The sequence below is a fragment of the Citrobacter sp. CRE-46 genome (assembly GCF_059615875.1).
Genome location: NZ_CM184341.1, coordinates 2724785 through 2742636, shown reverse-complemented (window position 1 = coordinate 2742636; position 17852 = coordinate 2724785). Strand labels below are relative to the sequence as shown.

The window sequence follows — 17852 nt, the reverse complement described above, 5'->3', positions numbered from 1 at the left end:
ACTAGCAGATGACAGGCTTTGCCACTAGATCCTCATGATAAAAAGGCGAGGGCGCGCATGGCAGATAGTCAGCTCCTGTGATGCACTTATAATAAACGCTTAATCATTACGTCTGGCTACGATAAATAACCGCGGAAAGGCCAGCAAAATCTTACCGTTTTCCTGCAGAGGATATTGTTCCTGAAGCAGTTCATGATAACGTGCGAGGTAAAGATGTTGCTCATTTTCGCTCAAATCACGCAACCAGGGCCGCAGGCCCGTTGAGCTTACCCAGTCGATAATCGATTGATGTGAATCCATAACGTGATAATACGTTGTGCGCCAGATATCCACCTCACAGCCCGCTTCAGTCAAAATATCATAGTAGGCGTGAACGCCAGGAAGCGGCGAGCGGCCCCGGTCAGGGTAACCTTGTTCATAAGCCACTTCACGCATCAAAACATGCGTTGGCTCTAGCCAGTTATCCGGCATTTGTACAGCCAGCACGCCATTGCGAGCCAGTAGCGATACCAGATGCGGGAACAATTCATAGTGATTGGGAACCCACTGCAATGAGGCATTGGCATATAGCAGGTCCAGAGGCTGCTCTGTCTGGAATGAACGAATGTCCGCTTCAATAAAACGGCATGTCGGTAATGCATTGCGCGCCTCATTAAGCATGGCGGGTGAGGTATCAACCCCGGTTATTACAGCCGAGGGCCAGCGCTGATGCAGTAATGCCGTACTGTTTCCCGGACCACAGCCAAGATCGACCACTGAATGGACATTCTCTAACGCCACTCTGCTGAGTAATTCCGCAGCGGGTCTTGATCGTTCAGTTTCATATTGCAGATAAAGCGCAGGATTCCAGTCGGCCATGAATGCATCTCCAGTATGAGAGAAAAAGGCGGAAAGGGGCACATAAGTCCTTGCCGATGAGCCATTTCTTTTAGAAGATTATATGAAAATACAGGAGAAGGGCAGAAATATGCTGGAAACATCAAGACTGATTTTACGCCCGTGGGGAGACAAAGACAAAGCCCCGTTTGCCGCATTAAATGCCGATCCGGACGTGATGCGTTTTTTTCCGGCTCCGCTGCAACGAACGGAAAGCGACAACCTGGCTGCCAGATTCCAGTAAGGCATTACAGAGCGCGGCTGGGGATTCTGGGCCGTTGAACTTAAAGAAACACAGCAGTTTGTGGGGTGTGTAGGTTTACATCCACAACCTGATAAATTTCACTTTTCACCCTGTACCGAAATAGGCTGGCGTCTTGCTAAATCCTTCTGGCACCAGGGGCTGGCATTGGAGGCCGCCGAGGCGTGCCTGACGTTTGCTTTCGAGGACCTGGCGTTAAGTGAGGTGGTTTCATTTACGTCGGTGCTGAATAAACCGTCAGAGCGTCTGATGATACGGTTGGGCATGAATAAAACTGAAGAGTTCGTGCATCCCGCATTGCCCTCTGATCACCGGTTAGCACAACACATCCTGTATCGGAGGGGGGCAATTTAATATAATCGCAGTCAGCGCTACAGAGGAACAACAAAACGAGATAGAAACGGTTTTACCCGTAATAGATATTCCCCGTGATCAGGTATTGATTGAGGGGCTGATATTTGAAACAGCGGAGGGAAGTTCATTTGATTTTAGTTTTGCAGCGGGGCGGTCTTCTGGCGGTAAAATCGTTGGCGGTGTTAATACCAGTGCGCTGGGTGAAACATTATCAACTCCCGGCGCTGCGTTCGGCATATTTAGCGGTAACGTGTTAGGGCTGTCAATTCAGGCTGTACAGAAAGACTCTAACAGCAGCATTTTATCCGTACCTCATATACTCACTATGTCTGGTGAAAAAGGCTATATTTCTGTAGGTCAAAATGTCCCGTTTATTACCGGACGGGCGACAGGTGAGGCTGCATCAATTGATTCGCCATTTCAGACTATCGAGCGTCAGGACGTGGGCGTGTCGTTAACAGTTAATCCCGTTGTGACGACTACGCAGAACGTAATAATGAATATACAGGTGCGTGCTGACAGCGTCAGTAATGACACGACCGCCAGCGACATTATTACTAATCAGCGTCAGATAGAAACCACGGTTTCAATTAAAGACGGGCAAACATTGTTACTCGGCGGGTTAATTGACAATTCATCGCGTAAAGAAAATCAGGACACGCCGTTTTTATCCTCGATTCCGGTTATTGGCTGGCTGTTTTCGTCGACGTCTGACGAATCGAAAAAACAGACGTTATACGTAATGATCCGCGCACGAGTATTAAAGGCGTTGTGATGTAGCTGCGGCGGCTGCGGGTGACGTTCGCCAGTTCCGGCGGTGGTGGCCACCACGGGTTACGTAAAATTTCACGTGATCCGGTTTATCGATACGTGAATTTGCCATGCTGCGTGAAACGCGCTGTAAGCCGTTCGTTGTGTGATGTGGTTGATTGACCAGGCCGGAACCGTAAAAATGGCTCTCCGTGTTACTTGTCTTGGCAGTTTTTAAAGGTCCGCTTTCTGGCTAAATTGAGATGTCCGCGTGTGGGTTATGTTTCAGCTTTTGCCAAAGATTTCCTGGCTCCTTGTCTGGAGTTGCAGCAGGGCTTCCAACATGTCGTCCTGATTGAGACTTCGTTGTGATTTCTTTCCGGGTTGTTTCTTTCTGCGTGAGGTCTGGCCGTCCAGTGATGGCAGGGCCTGCGAGCGGGTGTTGTCCCGTTTGTCCTGAACCAGCTTTATCATCTCCAGAGCACGTCCCAGGCGCTTGTTGTCAACGATGGCGCCCTGGTCCAGTTCTCCCAGCCGGTCGTAGGTTATGAAGGGCAGGGAAGTACCGTTAGCCCGGAGCTCGATGGTACCGTCCGGATACTGCCAGACTGAATCGCCACGGGTTTAACAGACACCTCAGAGTCATTTAAGATGACTTAAAGAGAGGTGCCCATGAGCGGTAAACGTTATCCCGAAGAGTTTAAAATTGAAGCAGTCAAACAGGTTATTGATCGCGGTCATTCTGTTTCCAGCGTTGCAACACGTCTCGATATCACCACCCACAGCCTTTACGCCTGGATAAAGAAGTACGGTCCGGACTCATCCACTAACTTCCCTGAAAACGCCGGTTTTCTTCATTATCTTCAAGCAGATAAAGTTTCTTATCGTACTGTAATGTCAGGTTTTTTGAGACCTTACGTTGTTCACGCCAGGTGAATGTTGCTGCCAGATTTTCATTATTCTCAAGTGGACGGTGAACGTCGAAATCGTGACGAGGTGGCTTTGCAAACCGGCGGTTGTAGTCAGCCATGAATTCTGCGGCAAAGGTGTTTGCTGCCTCGGGTGTACTGATACCGCGGAGCCGCAGCTCCTTGACCAGACGGTCCTGTAACGTCAGGTGAGCCCGTTCAACGCGGCCCTTGGCTGAACTGGTGTTGGCACAGATGCCGGTGATGTTCAGCTCATTCATGGCACGACCGAACTGAGTCTGGCCATCTCCGCCAGTGGCCTGCTTGTTGTTGATCCTGAAGACACTGGCCTTGTCGCTGTAGAACGCCAGAGGCTTACCGTAACGCTCCAGATAGCCCCGGGTAGCTTCAAAATAGGTGAAAGTGGACTCAGAACTGACGAACAGAAGCTGCATCAGCCGGCTGGTCGCATCATCAACGTAAACGAGCAGCGTGCAGGCCGGACCACGATCCTCGAACCAGCGATGCTCACAGCCATCAATCTGGATGAGTTCACCGGTGCAGGCCCGACGCGGTCGTGGCTGATGTACCCGCGGCGCCCGTAACTTGCGTGGGATCCATAAACCAGCCTGTGTCATCAGCTTGCGTACCGTCTCTTTGGCCAGATACAGCCCATGAACCTCGGCGAGCTTCTCACAGGCTAAAGTCGGGCCAAAATCAGCGTAGCGTTCGCGGATAATACGCAGTGCACGTTCAGCGAGGCCCGGCATGAGTTGCCGGTTGCCAGGCTGGCCACGACGACGGTTAACAAGTGAAAGCGGCCCATGTTCACGATAGCGCTCCAGCAACCGTCGGCAGTGTCTGTCAGATATCTCAAGCCGGGTTGCTGCGAGACGTGTGGTAAGACGGCGGTCGATAACGTCCTGAAGGATCCTGAGTCGGTTTACATCGTTCATTGAGAAAAACTCCGTTCCGTATGCCGTCATGAGTCTCATCCTTTGAAAGCAGTGATCGCTGTGGTGAGACTGTAGCGCGGACATGTCTATTTGGTCAGAGACGGACATCTCAATTTAGCTACTACATCACTGGTGCGCATAATGTATATTATGTTAAATCGTGTGATGTGCACAAAGTCATAGAGTTAAGTCCCCATTAATCTTTCGTTTGCTGGCATTTGGACATTGGTTGACACCACTACTAACTCATCGCTTCTAAGACGAATATAGCATCACCTTTACGTGTCGAGGAGCTGGCAGCTCGCGTGCAAATGAGCACGCCCTCTTTCCACCAACACTTCAGGCAGCTTGCGGGAATGACCCCGCTTCGGTATCAGAAATGGCTGCGCCTCAATGAAGCCAGGCGACTGATGCTGAATGAACATTACGATGTTACCACATCAGCCTATGCTGTCGGTTATGAAAGCCTGTCCCATTTCAGCTGGGAATATTCGAGAATGTTCGGGGAGTCACCTAAAAGGGATATAACTGTTCTGAGAAAATCTGTCGGTAAAAATGATATTAAATGAGCTGTGCTTTTTCCCGCACTACCTAAATTTTGTAGAACAACGTATTTGCTGCTATCGGAGACTGAACGAAGCCGAAATACTCATAGAATGCCCGAGCTTTGCCATCAATAGCATGTACCATGATGGCTTTGATGCCCACTTGATCGGCTAAGTTGGAAATTCGCAGTACCGCATCATTAAGTAGCCATTTTCCGAAACGATGCCCCTGAGTACAGACATCAACAGCAAGACGTCCCAGCAGAACGACCGGAACCGGATCGGGCATATTCTGACGTAAACTACGGCCTAAATCAGCATGGCTCACGGACCCGGTTGCAATGGAATAGTAACCCACAACACGCTGAGTAGATTCAAGACAAATGACGAATGTGCGCGATGCGTTGAGGTACTGATTTTTAATCGCCCGCCGACGTAGCCAATCATTTAACACGTCATTACCACAATCAAATGGCTGGAGATCATGCCCTTCGGTCAGCAAGACCGGTGTCGTGACGTTTATTTCCATTCGGGCTTCACATTCATCAGGCGTTGACGCCCTTCAACGTTCTGAACAGGTGCTTCAAGCTGTTCAATGAAAGACTGATAACGGGCATCGTCCAGGACGAATACTCGTTGATCCAAAATGATATTCTGGGCCTCATGCACGGCCTTCTCAATGATGAAGTCAGTACGGTTTTTATTGACCAAACTTGCGGCGTAGTCAATTACCGCACGTTCCTCATCAGTAGCCCGGATATTAATTTGCTTATCACGAGTCGGTTTACGGGCGCTGCTTTGCATGGTTATCTCCTGTTGGTAACAAATTGCTATACACTACTTTAGCTAAATTGGTAACGGATTGCTATACGAGAAAGAGTTCTTCCATCGCGATTAGCCTGAAGTGTCAGGTCTGTCCGCCCTCTTCTTTTTACTGTTTCAGCGAATGTTCCTTGGAAGATCAGTGTCGATTTGGGCCATTGCTGGTCGTTCCGCTTTCTTGTAATCTGTCTCGTTGCACGACTGACAAAATCTGGAAATACCGAACTGGACTTCATATGAATGCTCATACTTCAAAAGACCCTTTACATGGCGTAACGCTAGAAATGCAGGTCAATGCACTGGTCGATCGTTTTGGTTGGGCCGAGCTTGCTCAACGCATTAACATCAACTGCTTTAAAAATGAACCGAGCGTTAAATCCAGTTTAAAATTTCTGCGCCGTACGCCGTGGGCGCGTGCTGAAGTTGAAGCGCTCTATCTTGATTCGCTGCATGACGTGACCCCGTTCAACAACACTGCACCTGCTATTGATCCCTGGGCTAACAGCCGCAACAAGAAAAAATAAGAGCATAGTCTGATGCCAGCATCCGGTTTCTTTTCAGGAAAATATCAGAAAAAACTGGCGAATATCTTCGTCCGTTGCCACGCCAGATTACCGCGAACCAATCTGAAATGGTTCGCGGTACTTGTGGGCAGTATGTTGTTACTTGGCAGTTGCTCTTCACAGCCGCCCGGTCCCAAAGTCGCCCCACTACCTCCGGTGAGTAAACCGCAACAGAATAAGGAGCCAGTGCGCGGAATCTGGCTGGCGACGGTTTCCCGTCTGGACTGGCCGCCGATATCATCAGTGAATGTCAGTTCCCCTGCCATCCGTATCAGCCTGCAGCAGAAAGCGTTGACGGATAAGCTGGATAACCTGAAACGTCTTGGCATCAACACCGTTTTTTTCCAGGTCAAACCCGATGGCACCGCATTGTGGCAATCTAAAATCTTGCCGTGGTCAGATACGCTAACCGGCACGATTGGTCAGGATCCGGGTTACGATCCGCTACAGTTTATGCTCGATGAAGCGCATAAACGCGGCATGAAAGTTCATGCCTGGTTTAACCCTTACCGCGTATCCGTTAATCTCAAACCATCAACGATCACCGAATTAAACAGCACGCTGTCGCAGACGCCCTCCAGCGTTTATGTCCTGCATCGGGACTGGATCCGCACCTCGGGTGAGCGTTTTGTACTGGATCCCGGTATTCCCGAAGTGCGCGACTGGATCACCAGCATCGTGGCGGAAGTGGTGGAAAATTATCCGGTCGACGGCGTGCAGTTTGATGACTACTTCTATACCGAGTCTCCCGGTTCAGCGCTTAACGACAGCCAGACCTTCAGAAAATATGGTCAGGGATTTGATTCTAAAGCTGACTGGCGGCGCGATAACACCCAACGATTGATCGCCCAGGTTTCGCGGGCCATTAAGAAACTTAAGCCTGAGGTGGAATTTGGCGTCAGCCCCGCCGGTGTATGGCGCAATCGTTCTCACGATCCTGCGGGTTCCGACACCCGTGGCGCAGCAGCGTATGATGAATCTTATGCTGATACTCGTCGCTGGGTACAATTAGGCTTGCTGGACTACATCGCCCCTCAGCTGTACTGGCCTTTTGCCCGTGATGCGGCGCGATACGATGTGCTGGCGAAGTGGTGGGCAGATGTTGTGAAATCAACCAACACTCGCCTTTACATTGGAGTGGCGCTGTATAAAGTCGGCGAACCTTCACGAAAAGAGCCGGACTGGACAGTCAAAGGTGGCGTGCCAGAGCTGAAAAAGCAGCTCGATCTGAACGAGTCCGAACCACACATCAACGGCACCATCCTGTTTCGCGAAGATTATCTCAATCAGCCGCAAACGCATGAGGCCGTAACCTATATTCGCAGCCGTTGGGGGCGTTAATGGTTATCTTTAGGTCAGTGTAACGACGGTATCTGCATCACTTGGACAGTAACCGGCGGACATTATCATTAATTTGTTTTTGGATCGTATCCAGCGTGGTTTGCGTTATCTGCTCGGGATATTTGTCTCTGGCCATAGCGCTCAGCCCTGACGCAGAGTGGCAGATCTTTTCGATTATGGCGTTCACCTGGTCAGCAGAGAGCTCAGCTTCCTGAACGCCAAGCAACTGAAGGTGCTTTCTTTTGATATCCAGCGCCTCCCCCAGCACGTCCATTTGGTGGTACCCGCCGGGTCCTTCACACCAGGTGACATCGTAAGCCGGAGCCAGAGTCCAGTTTCCATCGGCTGACATTAAATAAGCAAAGTTCTTCGGATGATCGTCACGATTGTTGAATGCCACGTTGAAAACCACGCGTTCGAACGCTTTCGCCTTTTCTCTGACATCATTGGTACAGATCTGCGTGGCGCGCAGAAAATCCCGGTAATCTAAAGCGCCGGGTAAATGGTAATTTGCTCCGGTAAGTGCCGCCAGACTCTGCATTGGAATACGTATCGACTGGTCACGGTCGAAACGGCGGGTGGCAAAGGCCGCCTGCCCGCCGGGCAGCTCAAAATATGCCGTATCGGGCGTGGTAATCCCACATTGACGCAAGCATTCAGCATAAACCGCTTCGATGGCACATACTTCAGCATGCTCATGCCTGGCGGGAAATTTAATCAACCAGCTTTCGCTCCCGGGTAGCGGCGCAGTAGTAAATTTTGACGTGACACTGTCACGATAAAGTAGCGCTTTTGGCCTTGCCCCTTGTGGCGAACCGCCCATCTGAAGCAATTTTTGCAAGAATTCCCCGCCGTCTCCACTCAGGACTTCCTGCACCTCAGCGGCCAGTTGTTCGAGAGGCACATCCTCTTTTGAAATCTTCTCGACATCTGACTGAACGGGCTGGAAAGTCATGGCGCCCATCGCGTTGTTGCCGACCCAGGTTAAGCGCTCCAAAGGACCTATGCGCGCTGCGTTTAGTCCGCGGCGTTTAAATAATCGGTCCATCAACAGCATACCCCAGCCATCAGGTAACGAATCATAGACTGGTCCAGGTAATCCCAATTGATGAGCCGGGAAATCCCTGCGTAAACGTGGGCCGTTCAGCGGTAACATCAGCCGGGACAGTTCCAGTCCCTTACGTATGGCGTCTTCACTGTATTCAAAGGCGATCAACGGGCGTCCGGTCAGGGCTGTGGAAGACACCAGTTTTCCCCACAGCCATTTTTCACCCCAGCCTTCATAAAAGACATCAACTTGTTCAGGCATCAGAATTTTTCCTTTTCACCCGCTGGCGTGCCGCGCTCTTCTCGTAACGCAAAATATCATCCAGACTGTCAATCCTGGGTTTGAATAAACCCTCCAGCGCATCGCCATAACCTAACACCATTGCGACTTTGACCAGATTCTCAAATCCTACATTCTTACCTGTTTCCAGATTCGAAACGGTATTCACACCGACACCTGAACGCGCGGCAACATCTGCCTGCGTCATTTGCCGCGCGAGTCGTTCTTTACGCAATCTGTCACAGAGTAGTTTGACGATATCAGCAGCCGTATTGAGTGTTAAATCCATAATATTGGCCCTTATTTGGATAAATGCCAGTTTACACACAATATTATAGAGTTAAAGTGAGATTGATACAAAGCAGATAACATATGTTTTGATGGATTTAACGTCATAAATCCGTCATAAGACCCATCATACTATATTTAAATCATGGACGGATGCGGTGGTTAATCTGCCGAAATGCAGATTAAATGCCCGCGATGCAACTGGATCGCCCCCTGTCGTTTTAACCTGGCAAGCGTATCCATAATGGTGCTGCGGGAAAGCCCGGTTCGCTCCCTGATATACTGTACCGCCGGGATTCTTTTTCTGACGTCATCCGGCTCTTGCTGTAAAAGTTCAAGATGTCCCCAAACCATATCAGTTGCGGTTCGACTGGTGATCAGGCGATCGCGCTGGCTCATTACCTGAATAATATACGCTTCAACTATTGCCACAGATTCCCAGAGTCGATCGCGATTAACGATAGTCATGAAATCCGTTTTCTTCACTACGTGAGTAGTACATGGGCTGACTGCTTCGATATCATAAAAGTTATGCCCAGTGGGAAGAAAGAACTCGGCCATTCCCAGCATCATTGGCGCCTGCTGACTGGCCAGGATGAGCCCATCAGTGCGCCGGCGAATGACTATTCTACCTTCGGTCAACAACCAGATCCCATTCTCACCCTGAGAGTCCATAATAAAAGAACCGCTACGATATAGCGACTGGGCTTCAGAAAGTGGCAGTAATGCGTTGAAAAGTTTGGTTATATTAGTCGCAAGGAGTTCTTCGCTGCTACCGGTTTGTTCAGTATTGCTGGTCATAGAAGGCTCAGTCTAATTCACTAAATAATCTTATTAATGATTATCGGTAATAGAGAAAAAATCAAACCTGAAAAGTCCATTTTTGGATTTTATTATTAACATTAGCCTTACAAGAAAGTCTGATTTTATACTTGCAATACATTAATACTTTTTGTCAAAAAAAACACAGTGATAATATCAATGAACAAAATGGTTCTTGTGGGCTTTTTCAATGTTAATTAAAAATATCTTGTGGTCGCTATTTATTACTGGATTATGTGTGGGGGTTCATTATATTTTAACGCGATGGGTAACCAGACGCCTGCAATGTGCAACATTGAGAAAGCCGAGAGCAGGATTATTATGCTCTTTATTACTGCTTGCTCATTTATTGGAATGTGGCGTTTATGCAACATTTTACTATATTCATCATTGCTTTAGTTCATTTTACGACTCGCTTTATTTTTCAATTACAAGTTTTGCCACCGTCGGTTATGGCGATTTGCTGTTACCACGATTCTGGGAGATCTCCGGTTCACTTGAAGGCATGACAGGCGCACTGCTAACTGGCTGGTCGGTCGCTTTACTGGTAGCAGTAGTGGTGCTTGAATCCGGCGAAAAACAACGTTAGAGATACCCTCTAATTAAGTTATAAATTCTGTTGGAGTTACTATGTTGCTCAATTATTTATCATTAGCAATACTCATCCTGGTGTTCTTAATTATTTTTTATGGCGTATTAATCTTGCACGACATCCCGTACGAGATCGCTAAGAAACGCAACCACCCTCACCTCGATGCCATACATGTCGCGGGTTGGGTCAGTTTATTTACATTACATGCGATTTGGCCATTTCTCTGGATTTGGGCAACATTATACAGTGATAAGCATGGCTGGCATGGCAATACCTCAGGACATAATATCGCTGAGCTAAGCGCGCGGATTGCGATACTGGAAAAAACACATGAACAAACTAATAGCGCATACAGCCCGCAGGATCCAAAGGTAAATTAATCGTGGAAATATTATTAACATTAACCTACGCCGCTATCGTTTACGTCATTTTTAAAGTATTTAAGGTTCCGTTGAATAAGTGGACATTACCCTCAGCGGTATTGGGGGGCGTGGTCATGCTTGGGGCGCTGATCCTTACCATGAATTATAATCATCCCTATACAGAAGATGCACAAAAATTGGTTGTGGGCATTCCCGTTGTTCCGCAAGTTACCGGGGTGGTTTCAGAAGTAACGGATAAAATTAACACACCAATAAAAAAAGGAGATGTCCTGTTTAAAATCGATCCTGCCCGTTATAAAGCTAAACTGGAAAAGCTTGAAGCGGACATTGTTACGGCAAAACATGACGTTCTGGCCCTTGAGGAGAAACGCAATAGTGCGCGACTGCAGCTAGAACAGGCCAGGGCTGAACGTGATAAATATTACAAAAACTATCAGCGCTACCAGAAAGGCAGTCAGGCAAAAGTGAACCCATTTACTGCCAATGATATTGATACAGCGCGCCAGGATTATCTGGCTCAGGACGCGGCGATGAACGCCGCCAATGCTGAACTGAACAGTATTCAGAAAGAACTCGACAGCACCATTCATGGACAAAACTCGCAGATCGCCAGTCTGCAAGCTCAAATTGATGAGGCTCGATTTAATTATGAGCAAACCATTGTTCGCGCCCCCAGCGACGGTTATGTCAGCCAATTACTGGTTCGTCCGGGAACCTATGCGTCGAGACTGCCTTTTAAGCCAGTTATGGTGTTTATTCCTGCGCACAAAAACCAAATTGTTGCGGCGTTTCGTCAAAACTCGATCTTACGTCTTAATGTGGGTGATGAAGCTGAAATTGTCTTCAATGGCTTGCCGGGACAAGTAGTACAAGGAAAAGTCGTCAGTGTTGCCCCCGTGATCCCGACCGGGGCTTATTATGCCCAGGGAACATTGCAATCCTTAAACGTCACACCGGGCAGCAACAAAGTGCTGGTCAGTATCGAAGTTGATAATAATCAGGCTGAACAGCAACTCCCAGACGGTGTTGCCGCTCAGGTTGCGGTCTATTCAGCTCAGCATTTTGAAGCATTATCATTGCTACGGAAAATACTCTTGCGCATGACCAGTTGGATGCACTACCTGTACCTTGATCATTAATCGACTGTCCGGGTGCAGTGATTGCGCCCGGACCTCACTCGACGCTCAGGCGGTAGCAGGTTCTGGTAATCTAAATGAAGAGACCAGCAACGCCAGTTGTTCCGCCTCTTCTTTCAGGGCCTGGGTACGTGCTGCGGCATCATCAATTAACGAGGCATTCTGCTGAACGGTGCTGTCCATTTCGGTAACGGCCAGCGTGACTTCGGAAACGCCTTTACGCTGTTCTTCGCCTGCAACGCGTATTTCCCCCATCAACTGACGCACCTGCCGTACGTTATTGACCAGTTCTCCCAGCCGTTCGCCTGCATTGTGAATTTGCTGACTTCCGCTACCAACATGAGATACGGATTCATCAATCAATGCTTTAATTTCTTGCGCGGCGGTGGCGCTACGCTGGGCCAGCGTACGTACTTCAGAGGCGACAACGGCGAACCCTCTACCCGCATCGCCCGCTCTGGCGGCTTCAACGGCGGCGTTCAGGGCCAGAATATTGGTCTGGAACGCAATGCTGTCAATCACCGCGACAATTTCCACCATTCTGCCGGATGACGCGCTGACGTTATCCATTGTTGAGATCACGCCCTGCATAACATCGCCACAGCGGTTGGCCGTTTGCGCGGTGCTATCGGATAGCTCATCCGCCAGTTGCGTATTACTGGCATTTTGATGAACGGTCGCATTTAACTGTTCCATCGCCGCCGAACTCTCTTCCAGCGCAGCGGCCTGCTGCGTGACGCGAGATGAAAGTTCCATATTGCTGTCTGCCAGGCTGACGGCATTATTCGCCACCACCACGCTACTGCTTCTGACGGTGATCAGAATGGCTGAGATTTTATCGACGAACAGATTAAACGCCTCGGCGATAGCCGAAATCTCATCTTTGCCGCGCACATCCAGGCGACGGGTAAGATCGCCTTCGCCCTGCGCGATATCATCGAGCGCCTGGCGGGTATCATCGAGACGCGAAATCAGTCGGCGAACCACCAGCCAGGATCCCACCAGCAATAGCGTCATAATTGGGATCAACACTTCCAGCACGTCCTGCATCATCACTTTGGCGAGACCGACGATGCGTGATTCAGGCGTCACCAGCCCCACGACCCAGCCGGTATCCGCCATCGGGAATAGCATTACCCGGGTCGGCGTATTCAACACATTGTCGTTGGCAAGCGTAATCGTCTTCACCCCATCTGCCGGACGTAAAGATTTAAGACCGTTTTCCACCGGGATAAGCCATTGCGCGCTTTGCGCCAGATCGTTAATGGTTTTGTGTTTTGTCAGGTCTGCCTGCGGGAAGTAGAGAATTTGTCCCTGTTTATCCACCACGAACGCGTAACCACCGGTGCTGTTTCCCTGCTGTTGCATAAAGGTGGCAACGTTATCGAGACGAATATCGGTAGTGGCGACGCCGGCAAACTTACCGGCCAGTTGATAAGGAACGCTGCAGGTTACCATGTTGACCCCGGAACTGGCATCCTGGTAAACATCAGACCATAAGCAGCTGTTTTGTGAATGTCCCTTGGCATGCTGATACCAGCTTTCATTGTGGTATCCGCTTGATCCTTCGACGTTATAGTCGTTGGAGTACATCAGCTTTCCTTCAGCGTTACGCGCCCAGAAAAAGCTGCGTTTTTCTACGCCTGCGGTGAAGGCGTCTGGTTCTGGCCAAATGCCGCCGCCGGTAATGATCGACTCTTTATCTTCACCTATCAAATGTGGAACAACGCTTTGATATAGCGATTCATCGTTGGGCAGCACTTCGGCCAGTCGCGACAAACCGACGGTCTCACCTTCAATTCGCGACAACACGGTACTTAACTGACGGGTTAAACCTTGCCCCGTTTCTTCGATCAGGGCGGTATTGATTTCAACGACGCGCGGCTGCCCTCGCCAGAGCATAATTGCAACAATGACAAGTGTAGTGACTGCAAGCAGCAGAATGCCACCAATGGTTAAACGCGTTGAAATACGAGTAGGATACCAGGCCATACAAACTCCTTCTGCAAAAGGCTAACTTTTACCCAGTATCGGCACCGGCGTTTTTATCTTTATAAAGTTTCCTTAAGTATTGCAAAATAAATAAGTGACAGCGTCACAAATAGCAAAACCCAGCACTTTGGCCGGGTTTTAATAACGCTTTAATTTTATTTCGATAATTCTTTTTTGATTTCGTCTTTTATTTTACTTAATTCGCTCTGCGGATGTTTTTTACAAAGTTCTACGGTCAGAGGTACTGCGGTCGTGACGGTTTCGTTATAGTCGACGTAATCACCACCTTTGAAATCTTCGTCTTCATTAAGCACCCAGAAAGCCACCGGAGCCATGGTCTGCGGGTTCAGATCAATGAATTCCTGGCAGCTCATGCCTTTCGGCGTCACTTCAGTTTTCGCGCTATCAGTGGCTGCATTGACGCTAACACTGGTTAACAGCGCTGCGACCAGAATACCTGCTGTAGAAAGGGAGAATTTATTCATTGTAGTACTCCATTTATAATATAGATAATATCTACACTCGCGCTTCAAACCGTTAATGTAGTTCGCAAAAAATAATACCCCTACCGTTATAAGAATAAAGGTTGCCATTATTGATTTGGCTGAAATTGATATTTCCTATTACCGATTCTGATGTTTGAGGGGAAATGTTGCCGACAATGTGATCGTTCCGACGAAATCAGCAGATTCATACCCCGCTCTCCTGTCGCTGCACCAAAACTGAACTACGCTGCACAAATGTTGATCATTAGTTAATGAATGTGGTTTTAATTTTAACAAAAGCAGCCAGCATGTCGCTGTTAGCGACCTGGCACGCGTCCTGCATTGTTAATTCACTAACAGTGAGCCGTCATCTGACAGACAACTAACAGCGAGAAGGTAATGACAGCGAAACCTGAATTATTTACCCGCATAGAACAGACCTTCAGCCAGCTTACGCCGAGCGAAAAGCGCGTAGCCGGGTGGCTGTTAGCCCACGGTGTACAGATCCCTTTTGAAACCGCGGATGGCATTGCTAAAGCGGCAGGAACCAGCGGCATTACCGTAGGACGCTATCTGCGTAAGCTGGGCTTTCGCAATCTGGAGGATGCAAAAGCCAGCCTGCGTGAGCTGCCGGTTGTCCCCTATCAACCCTGGGGAATGAACGAGCGGCTGGATTCCTGGCACCAGCAGCAAAGCCTGCCGGATCGCGCGCAGCAGTCGCTGTTACTGGAAATCGACGCCATTACCCATGTCTATCAACTCGCGCAAAGCGAAACATTTTTACGCATTGCGCAGCAGCTGGCGCATGCGGAAGCGGTTTACATCCTTGGGATCCAGTCTACACGTGGGATTGCCAACGCCTTTTTTAGTCATCTTGAATACCTGCGGCCTAAAGTCAGCTACTCCGAAGGGCTTTCCGGCAGTTGGGTAGAGTCGCTGAATTCGGGATTTAACCAGCCATACGTGGTGATCACCGACATGCGTGCCTACTCCGCTATCTCCCGACAATATTGCCGTGTCGCGACAGAACGCCATATTCCACTGGCGCTGATCACCGATGTGTGGTGTCCGTGGGCCAGAGATTATGCCCTTGATTTACTCCAGGTAAAAACTGACACCGGACATTTCTGGGATTCTCTGGCTCCCGTGAGCTGTCTGTTCAACTTATTACTCTCTGCGGTGGTGGAGCAACTTGGTGATTCCCTCGCAGGACGCCTGCAAACCAATCGCCAGTTACAACAACAGTTTGGTCAATTCGAACAATAAACAGGAAATGTGCTATGTCAGAAACCCCAGAACTGGTCGATCTGTCGGTGATATTCCCGTCGCTGCATATCGATCTCAAATACGCCACGGCCGACAACATTACCGGCGCGCCTATCTACCGGGAAGCGCGCTGCCTGTTACACCGCGAGGCGGTAACCGCGCTGGCTAAAAGCATCAGTATCGCGCAACTGGCGGGCCTGAAGCTTGTAGTGTATGACGCGTATCGCCCCCAGCAGGCGCAGGCGGTGCTGTGGAATGCGTGCCCGGATCCCCAGTACGTCGTCGATGTGGCGATTGGATCCAATCACAGCCGCGGAACGGCCATCGACGTTACGCTGATGGACGATCGTGGCAATGTTCTCGATATGGGCGCTGATTTTGATGAGATGCACGACCGTTCCCATGCCTGGCACCCTTCTGTTCCACCAGCCGCGCAGCGTAACCGGTTGTTACTCAACGCCATTATGTTCGGTGGCGGTTTTGTCGGCATTAACAGCGAGTGGTGGCATTTTGAATTATCTGATGCCGCGCGTTATCCGCTGCTTGACGACCAGATAGCCTGTTTCCCTGTTCCCCCTATAACAACACAACATCCCTTATAATCCTGGAGCCTGGTTATGAAGACTACACCTGCGTTAAATGCGTTTTTTCGCCCCGCTCTGATCGCCATTGCGCTGGCATTTGCCCTCCCTGCCGCGCAGGCCGCCGTGCCTAAAGATATGTTGGTCATCGGTAAAGCCGCCGACCCGCAGACGCTCGACCCCGCCGTGACCATCGATAACAACGACTGGACGGTCACCTATCCCTCTTATCAGCGTCTGGTTCAGTACAAAACCGAAGGCGGTAAAGGCTCAACGGAAGTTGAAGGTGATTTAGCCAGCGGCTGGAAAGCCTCTGACGATCAGAAAGAGTGGACGTTCACCCTGAAAAACGATGCCAAATTCGCCGACGGGACGCCGGTGACGGCAGATGCAGTAAAACAATCCTTTGAGCGCCTGCTCAAAATTGGCCAGGGACCCGCTGAAGCATTCCCGAAAGATCTGAAGGTTGAGGCCATTGATGACAACACGGTGAAATTTACCCTCAGCCAGCCGTTCGCACCCTTCCTGTATACGCTGGCAAATGACGGGGCCTCAATTATCAACCCGGCAATCTTAAAAGAACATGCCGCAGACGATGCCCGCGGATTCCTGGCGCAGAACACGGCAGGCTCCGGTCCTTTCATGCTGAAAAGCTGGCAAAAAGGACAACAACTGGTACTGGTGCCAAACCCGCATTATTCCGGGGCCAAACCAACGTTTAAGCGGGTTTCGGTAAAAATCATTGGTGAAAGCGCCTCCCGTCGCCTGCAATTGTCGCGGGGCGATATCGACATTGCCGACGCGCTTCCGGTCGACCAGTTGGCCGCTTTAAAACAGGAAGGCAAAGTTAACGTAGTGGATTATCCCTCGCTGCGCGTGACCTATCTGTATCTGAACAACAGTAAAGCGCCGCTCAATCAGGTGGATTTACGCCGCGCCATCTCATGGGCCACCGATTATAAAGGCATGGTGAATGGGATCCTCAGTGGCAATGGTAAACAGATGCGCGGTCCGATCCCTGAAGGTATGTGGGGTTTTGATGACAAGGCTATGCAGTACAGTTTTGATGAAGCCAAAGCGAAAGCCGCATGGGACAAGGTCGCGAACAAACCCGAGAGCCTGAGTTTCTTGTATTCAGATAATGACCCTAACTGGGAGCCGATTGCCCTCTCTACCCAGGCCAGTCTCAACAAACTGGGTATTAAGGTGAAGCTGGAAAAACTGGCGAATGCCACCATGCGTGACCGTGTGGGTAAAGGGGATTACGACATTGCTATCGGTAACTGGAGTCCGGATTTCGCCGACCCGTACATGTTCATGAACTACTGGTTTGAGTCAGATAAAAAAGGTCTGCCGGGTAACCGTTCATTCTATGAAAACAGTGAGGTCGATAAGCTGCTGCGTAGCGCATTAGCCACCACCGATCCGGTCGCCAGAACCAATGATTACCAGCAGGCGCAAACCATCGTGATTGATGAAGCGGCCTACGTCTATTTATTCCAGAAAAACTATCAACTGGCGATGAACAAAGACGTCAAAGGATTTGTATTTAACCCCATGCTGGAACAGGTCTTCAATATCTCCACCATGAGTAAATAAGCCA

The 17852-nt window shown here is 49.6% G+C and carries 17 protein-coding genes and 5 pseudogenes; 12 read left to right on the top strand and 10 right to left on the bottom strand.

Annotated elements, in window-relative coordinates:
• Positions 1-99: 99 nt before the first annotated feature.
• Positions 100-858, bottom strand: coding sequence for a trans-aconitate 2-methyltransferase (tam, locus tag AC534G_RS13295; RefSeq protein ID WP_110498075.1), 759 nt, complete (start codon positions 856-858; stop codon positions 100-102).
• 109 nt (positions 859-967) lie between these two features.
• Here tam and AC534G_RS13290 point away from each other — a divergent pair.
• A pseudogene (locus tag AC534G_RS13290) lies at positions 968-1492 on the top strand (GNAT family N-acetyltransferase).
• A gap of 85 nt (positions 1493-1577) precedes the next feature.
• Positions 1578-2267 carry a secretin GspD/PilQ domain-containing protein gene (locus tag AC534G_RS13285; RefSeq protein WP_233593798.1) on the top strand — a complete coding sequence of 230 codons (690 nt, stop codon included), beginning with the start codon at positions 1578-1580 and terminating at the stop codon, positions 2265-2267.
• A gap of 260 nt (positions 2268-2527) precedes the next feature.
• Here AC534G_RS13285 and AC534G_RS13280 read toward each other — a convergent pair.
• Positions 2528-2851 (bottom strand): annotated as a pseudogene (locus AC534G_RS13280) (ISNCY family transposase); the annotation flags it as partial.
• A gap of 63 nt (positions 2852-2914) precedes the next feature.
• On the opposite strand from AC534G_RS13280, the pseudogene AC534G_RS13275 reads away from it, so the two are divergent.
• Positions 2915-3064, top strand: a pseudogene (locus tag AC534G_RS13275) (transposase); the annotation flags it as partial.
• Between the two features lie 10 nt (positions 3065-3074).
• Here the strand turns inward: AC534G_RS13275 and AC534G_RS13270 are convergent.
• Positions 3075-4136 (bottom strand): annotated as a pseudogene (locus AC534G_RS13270) (ISNCY family transposase); the annotation flags it as partial.
• A 227-nt stretch (positions 4137-4363) separates the two neighbouring features.
• Between AC534G_RS13270 and AC534G_RS13265 the strand changes: the two are divergent.
• Positions 4364-4675, top strand: a pseudogene (locus tag AC534G_RS13265) (helix-turn-helix transcriptional regulator); the annotation flags it as partial.
• Between the two features lie 22 nt (positions 4676-4697).
• Here AC534G_RS13265 and AC534G_RS13260 read toward each other — a convergent pair.
• Both AC534G_RS13260 and AC534G_RS13255 read right to left on the bottom strand, forming a co-directional pair.
• Positions 4698-5180 (bottom strand): GNAT family N-acetyltransferase, encoded by a 483-nt coding sequence (locus AC534G_RS13260; RefSeq protein ID WP_110498072.1) that lies wholly within the window; start codon positions 5178-5180, stop codon positions 4698-4700.
• Positions 5171-5455: a type II toxin-antitoxin system TacA family antitoxin gene (locus tag AC534G_RS13255; RefSeq protein WP_038640582.1), complete on the bottom strand. Its 285-nt coding sequence runs from the start codon at positions 5453-5455 to the stop codon at positions 5171-5173. Before AC534G_RS13255 ends, AC534G_RS13260 begins: the two co-directional genes overlap by 10 nt.
• 254 nt (positions 5456-5709) lie before the next feature.
• Here AC534G_RS13255 and AC534G_RS13250 point away from each other — a divergent pair, with 254 nt between their 5' ends.
• Positions 5710-5997, top strand: coding sequence for a VF530 family protein (locus AC534G_RS13250; RefSeq protein ID WP_079224212.1), 288 nt, complete (start codon positions 5710-5712; stop codon positions 5995-5997).
• 12 nt (positions 5998-6009) lie between these two features.
• The gene (locus AC534G_RS13245; RefSeq protein ID WP_110498071.1) at positions 6010-7377 is read left to right on the top strand and encodes a glycoside hydrolase family 10-like protein; all 1368 of its coding nucleotides are present in this window, start codon (positions 6010-6012) and stop codon (positions 7375-7377) included.
• Positions 7378-7414: 37 nt separating this feature from the next.
• Here the strand turns inward: AC534G_RS13245 and AC534G_RS13240 are convergent, their stop codons facing one another.
• The 3 genes from AC534G_RS13240 to AC534G_RS13230 form a co-directional block, all read right to left on the bottom strand.
• The gene (locus AC534G_RS13240; protein WP_496594413.1) at positions 7415-8686 is read right to left on the bottom strand and encodes a type II toxin-antitoxin system HipA family toxin; all 1272 of its coding nucleotides are present in this window, start codon (positions 8684-8686) and stop codon (positions 7415-7417) included.
• On the bottom strand, positions 8679-8993 hold the full coding sequence (locus AC534G_RS13235) for a helix-turn-helix domain-containing protein (RefSeq protein WP_085048213.1): 315 nt from the start codon (positions 8991-8993) through the stop codon (positions 8679-8681). Before AC534G_RS13235 ends, AC534G_RS13240 begins: the two co-directional genes overlap by 8 nt.
• A gap of 161 nt (positions 8994-9154) precedes the next feature.
• Positions 9155-9793, bottom strand: coding sequence for a helix-turn-helix domain-containing protein (locus AC534G_RS13230; RefSeq protein WP_110498069.1), 639 nt, complete (start codon positions 9791-9793; stop codon positions 9155-9157).
• 211 nt (positions 9794-10004) lie between these two features.
• Here AC534G_RS13230 and AC534G_RS13225 point away from each other — a divergent pair, with 211 nt between their 5' ends.
• The 3 genes from AC534G_RS13225 to AC534G_RS13215 are packed head-to-tail and all read left to right on the top strand — an operon-like array spanning position 10005 to position 11928.
• Entirely contained in the window at positions 10005-10403 is a 399-nt protein-coding gene (locus tag AC534G_RS13225; RefSeq protein WP_085048211.1) for an ion channel, read from the top strand.
• Positions 10404-10444: 41 nt separating this feature from the next.
• Positions 10445-10786, top strand: coding sequence for a DUF3302 domain-containing protein (locus tag AC534G_RS13220; RefSeq protein ID WP_042308402.1), 342 nt, complete (start codon positions 10445-10447; stop codon positions 10784-10786).
• Positions 10787-10788: 2 nt separating this feature from the next.
• Entirely contained in the window at positions 10789-11928 is a 1140-nt protein-coding gene (locus AC534G_RS13215) for an HlyD family secretion protein (protein WP_085048210.1), read from the top strand.
• A gap of 45 nt (positions 11929-11973) precedes the next feature.
• On the opposite strand, the gene AC534G_RS13210 is transcribed toward AC534G_RS13215, so the two are convergent.
• Both AC534G_RS13210 and hdeB read right to left on the bottom strand, forming a co-directional pair.
• On the bottom strand, positions 11974-13917 hold the full coding sequence (locus tag AC534G_RS13210) for a methyl-accepting chemotaxis protein (protein WP_085048209.1): 1944 nt from the start codon (positions 13915-13917) through the stop codon (positions 11974-11976).
• Between the two features lie 155 nt (positions 13918-14072).
• The gene (hdeB, locus tag AC534G_RS13205; protein WP_032939734.1) at positions 14073-14402 is read right to left on the bottom strand and encodes an acid-activated periplasmic chaperone HdeB; all 330 of its coding nucleotides are present in this window, start codon (positions 14400-14402) and stop codon (positions 14073-14075) included.
• A 399-nt stretch (positions 14403-14801) separates the two neighbouring features.
• On the opposite strand from hdeB, the gene AC534G_RS13200 reads away from it, so the two are divergent.
• From AC534G_RS13200 to AC534G_RS13190, 3 genes are read left to right on the top strand one after another with little or no spacing between them, the layout of a single operon-like run.
• Positions 14802-15668 carry a MurR/RpiR family transcriptional regulator gene (locus tag AC534G_RS13200; RefSeq protein WP_038640598.1) on the top strand — a complete coding sequence of 289 codons (867 nt, stop codon included), beginning with the start codon at positions 14802-14804 and terminating at the stop codon, positions 15666-15668.
• A gap of 14 nt (positions 15669-15682) precedes the next feature.
• Complete coding sequence (gene ddpX / locus AC534G_RS13195; RefSeq protein ID WP_110498068.1) at positions 15683-16270, top strand: D-alanyl-D-alanine dipeptidase; 588 nt, start codon at positions 15683-15685, stop codon at positions 16268-16270.
• Positions 16271-16285: 15 nt separating this feature from the next.
• Positions 16286-17848 (top strand): ABC transporter substrate-binding protein, encoded by a 1563-nt coding sequence (locus AC534G_RS13190; RefSeq protein WP_085048206.1) that lies wholly within the window; start codon positions 16286-16288, stop codon positions 17846-17848.
• Positions 17849-17852 lie beyond the last annotated feature (4 nt).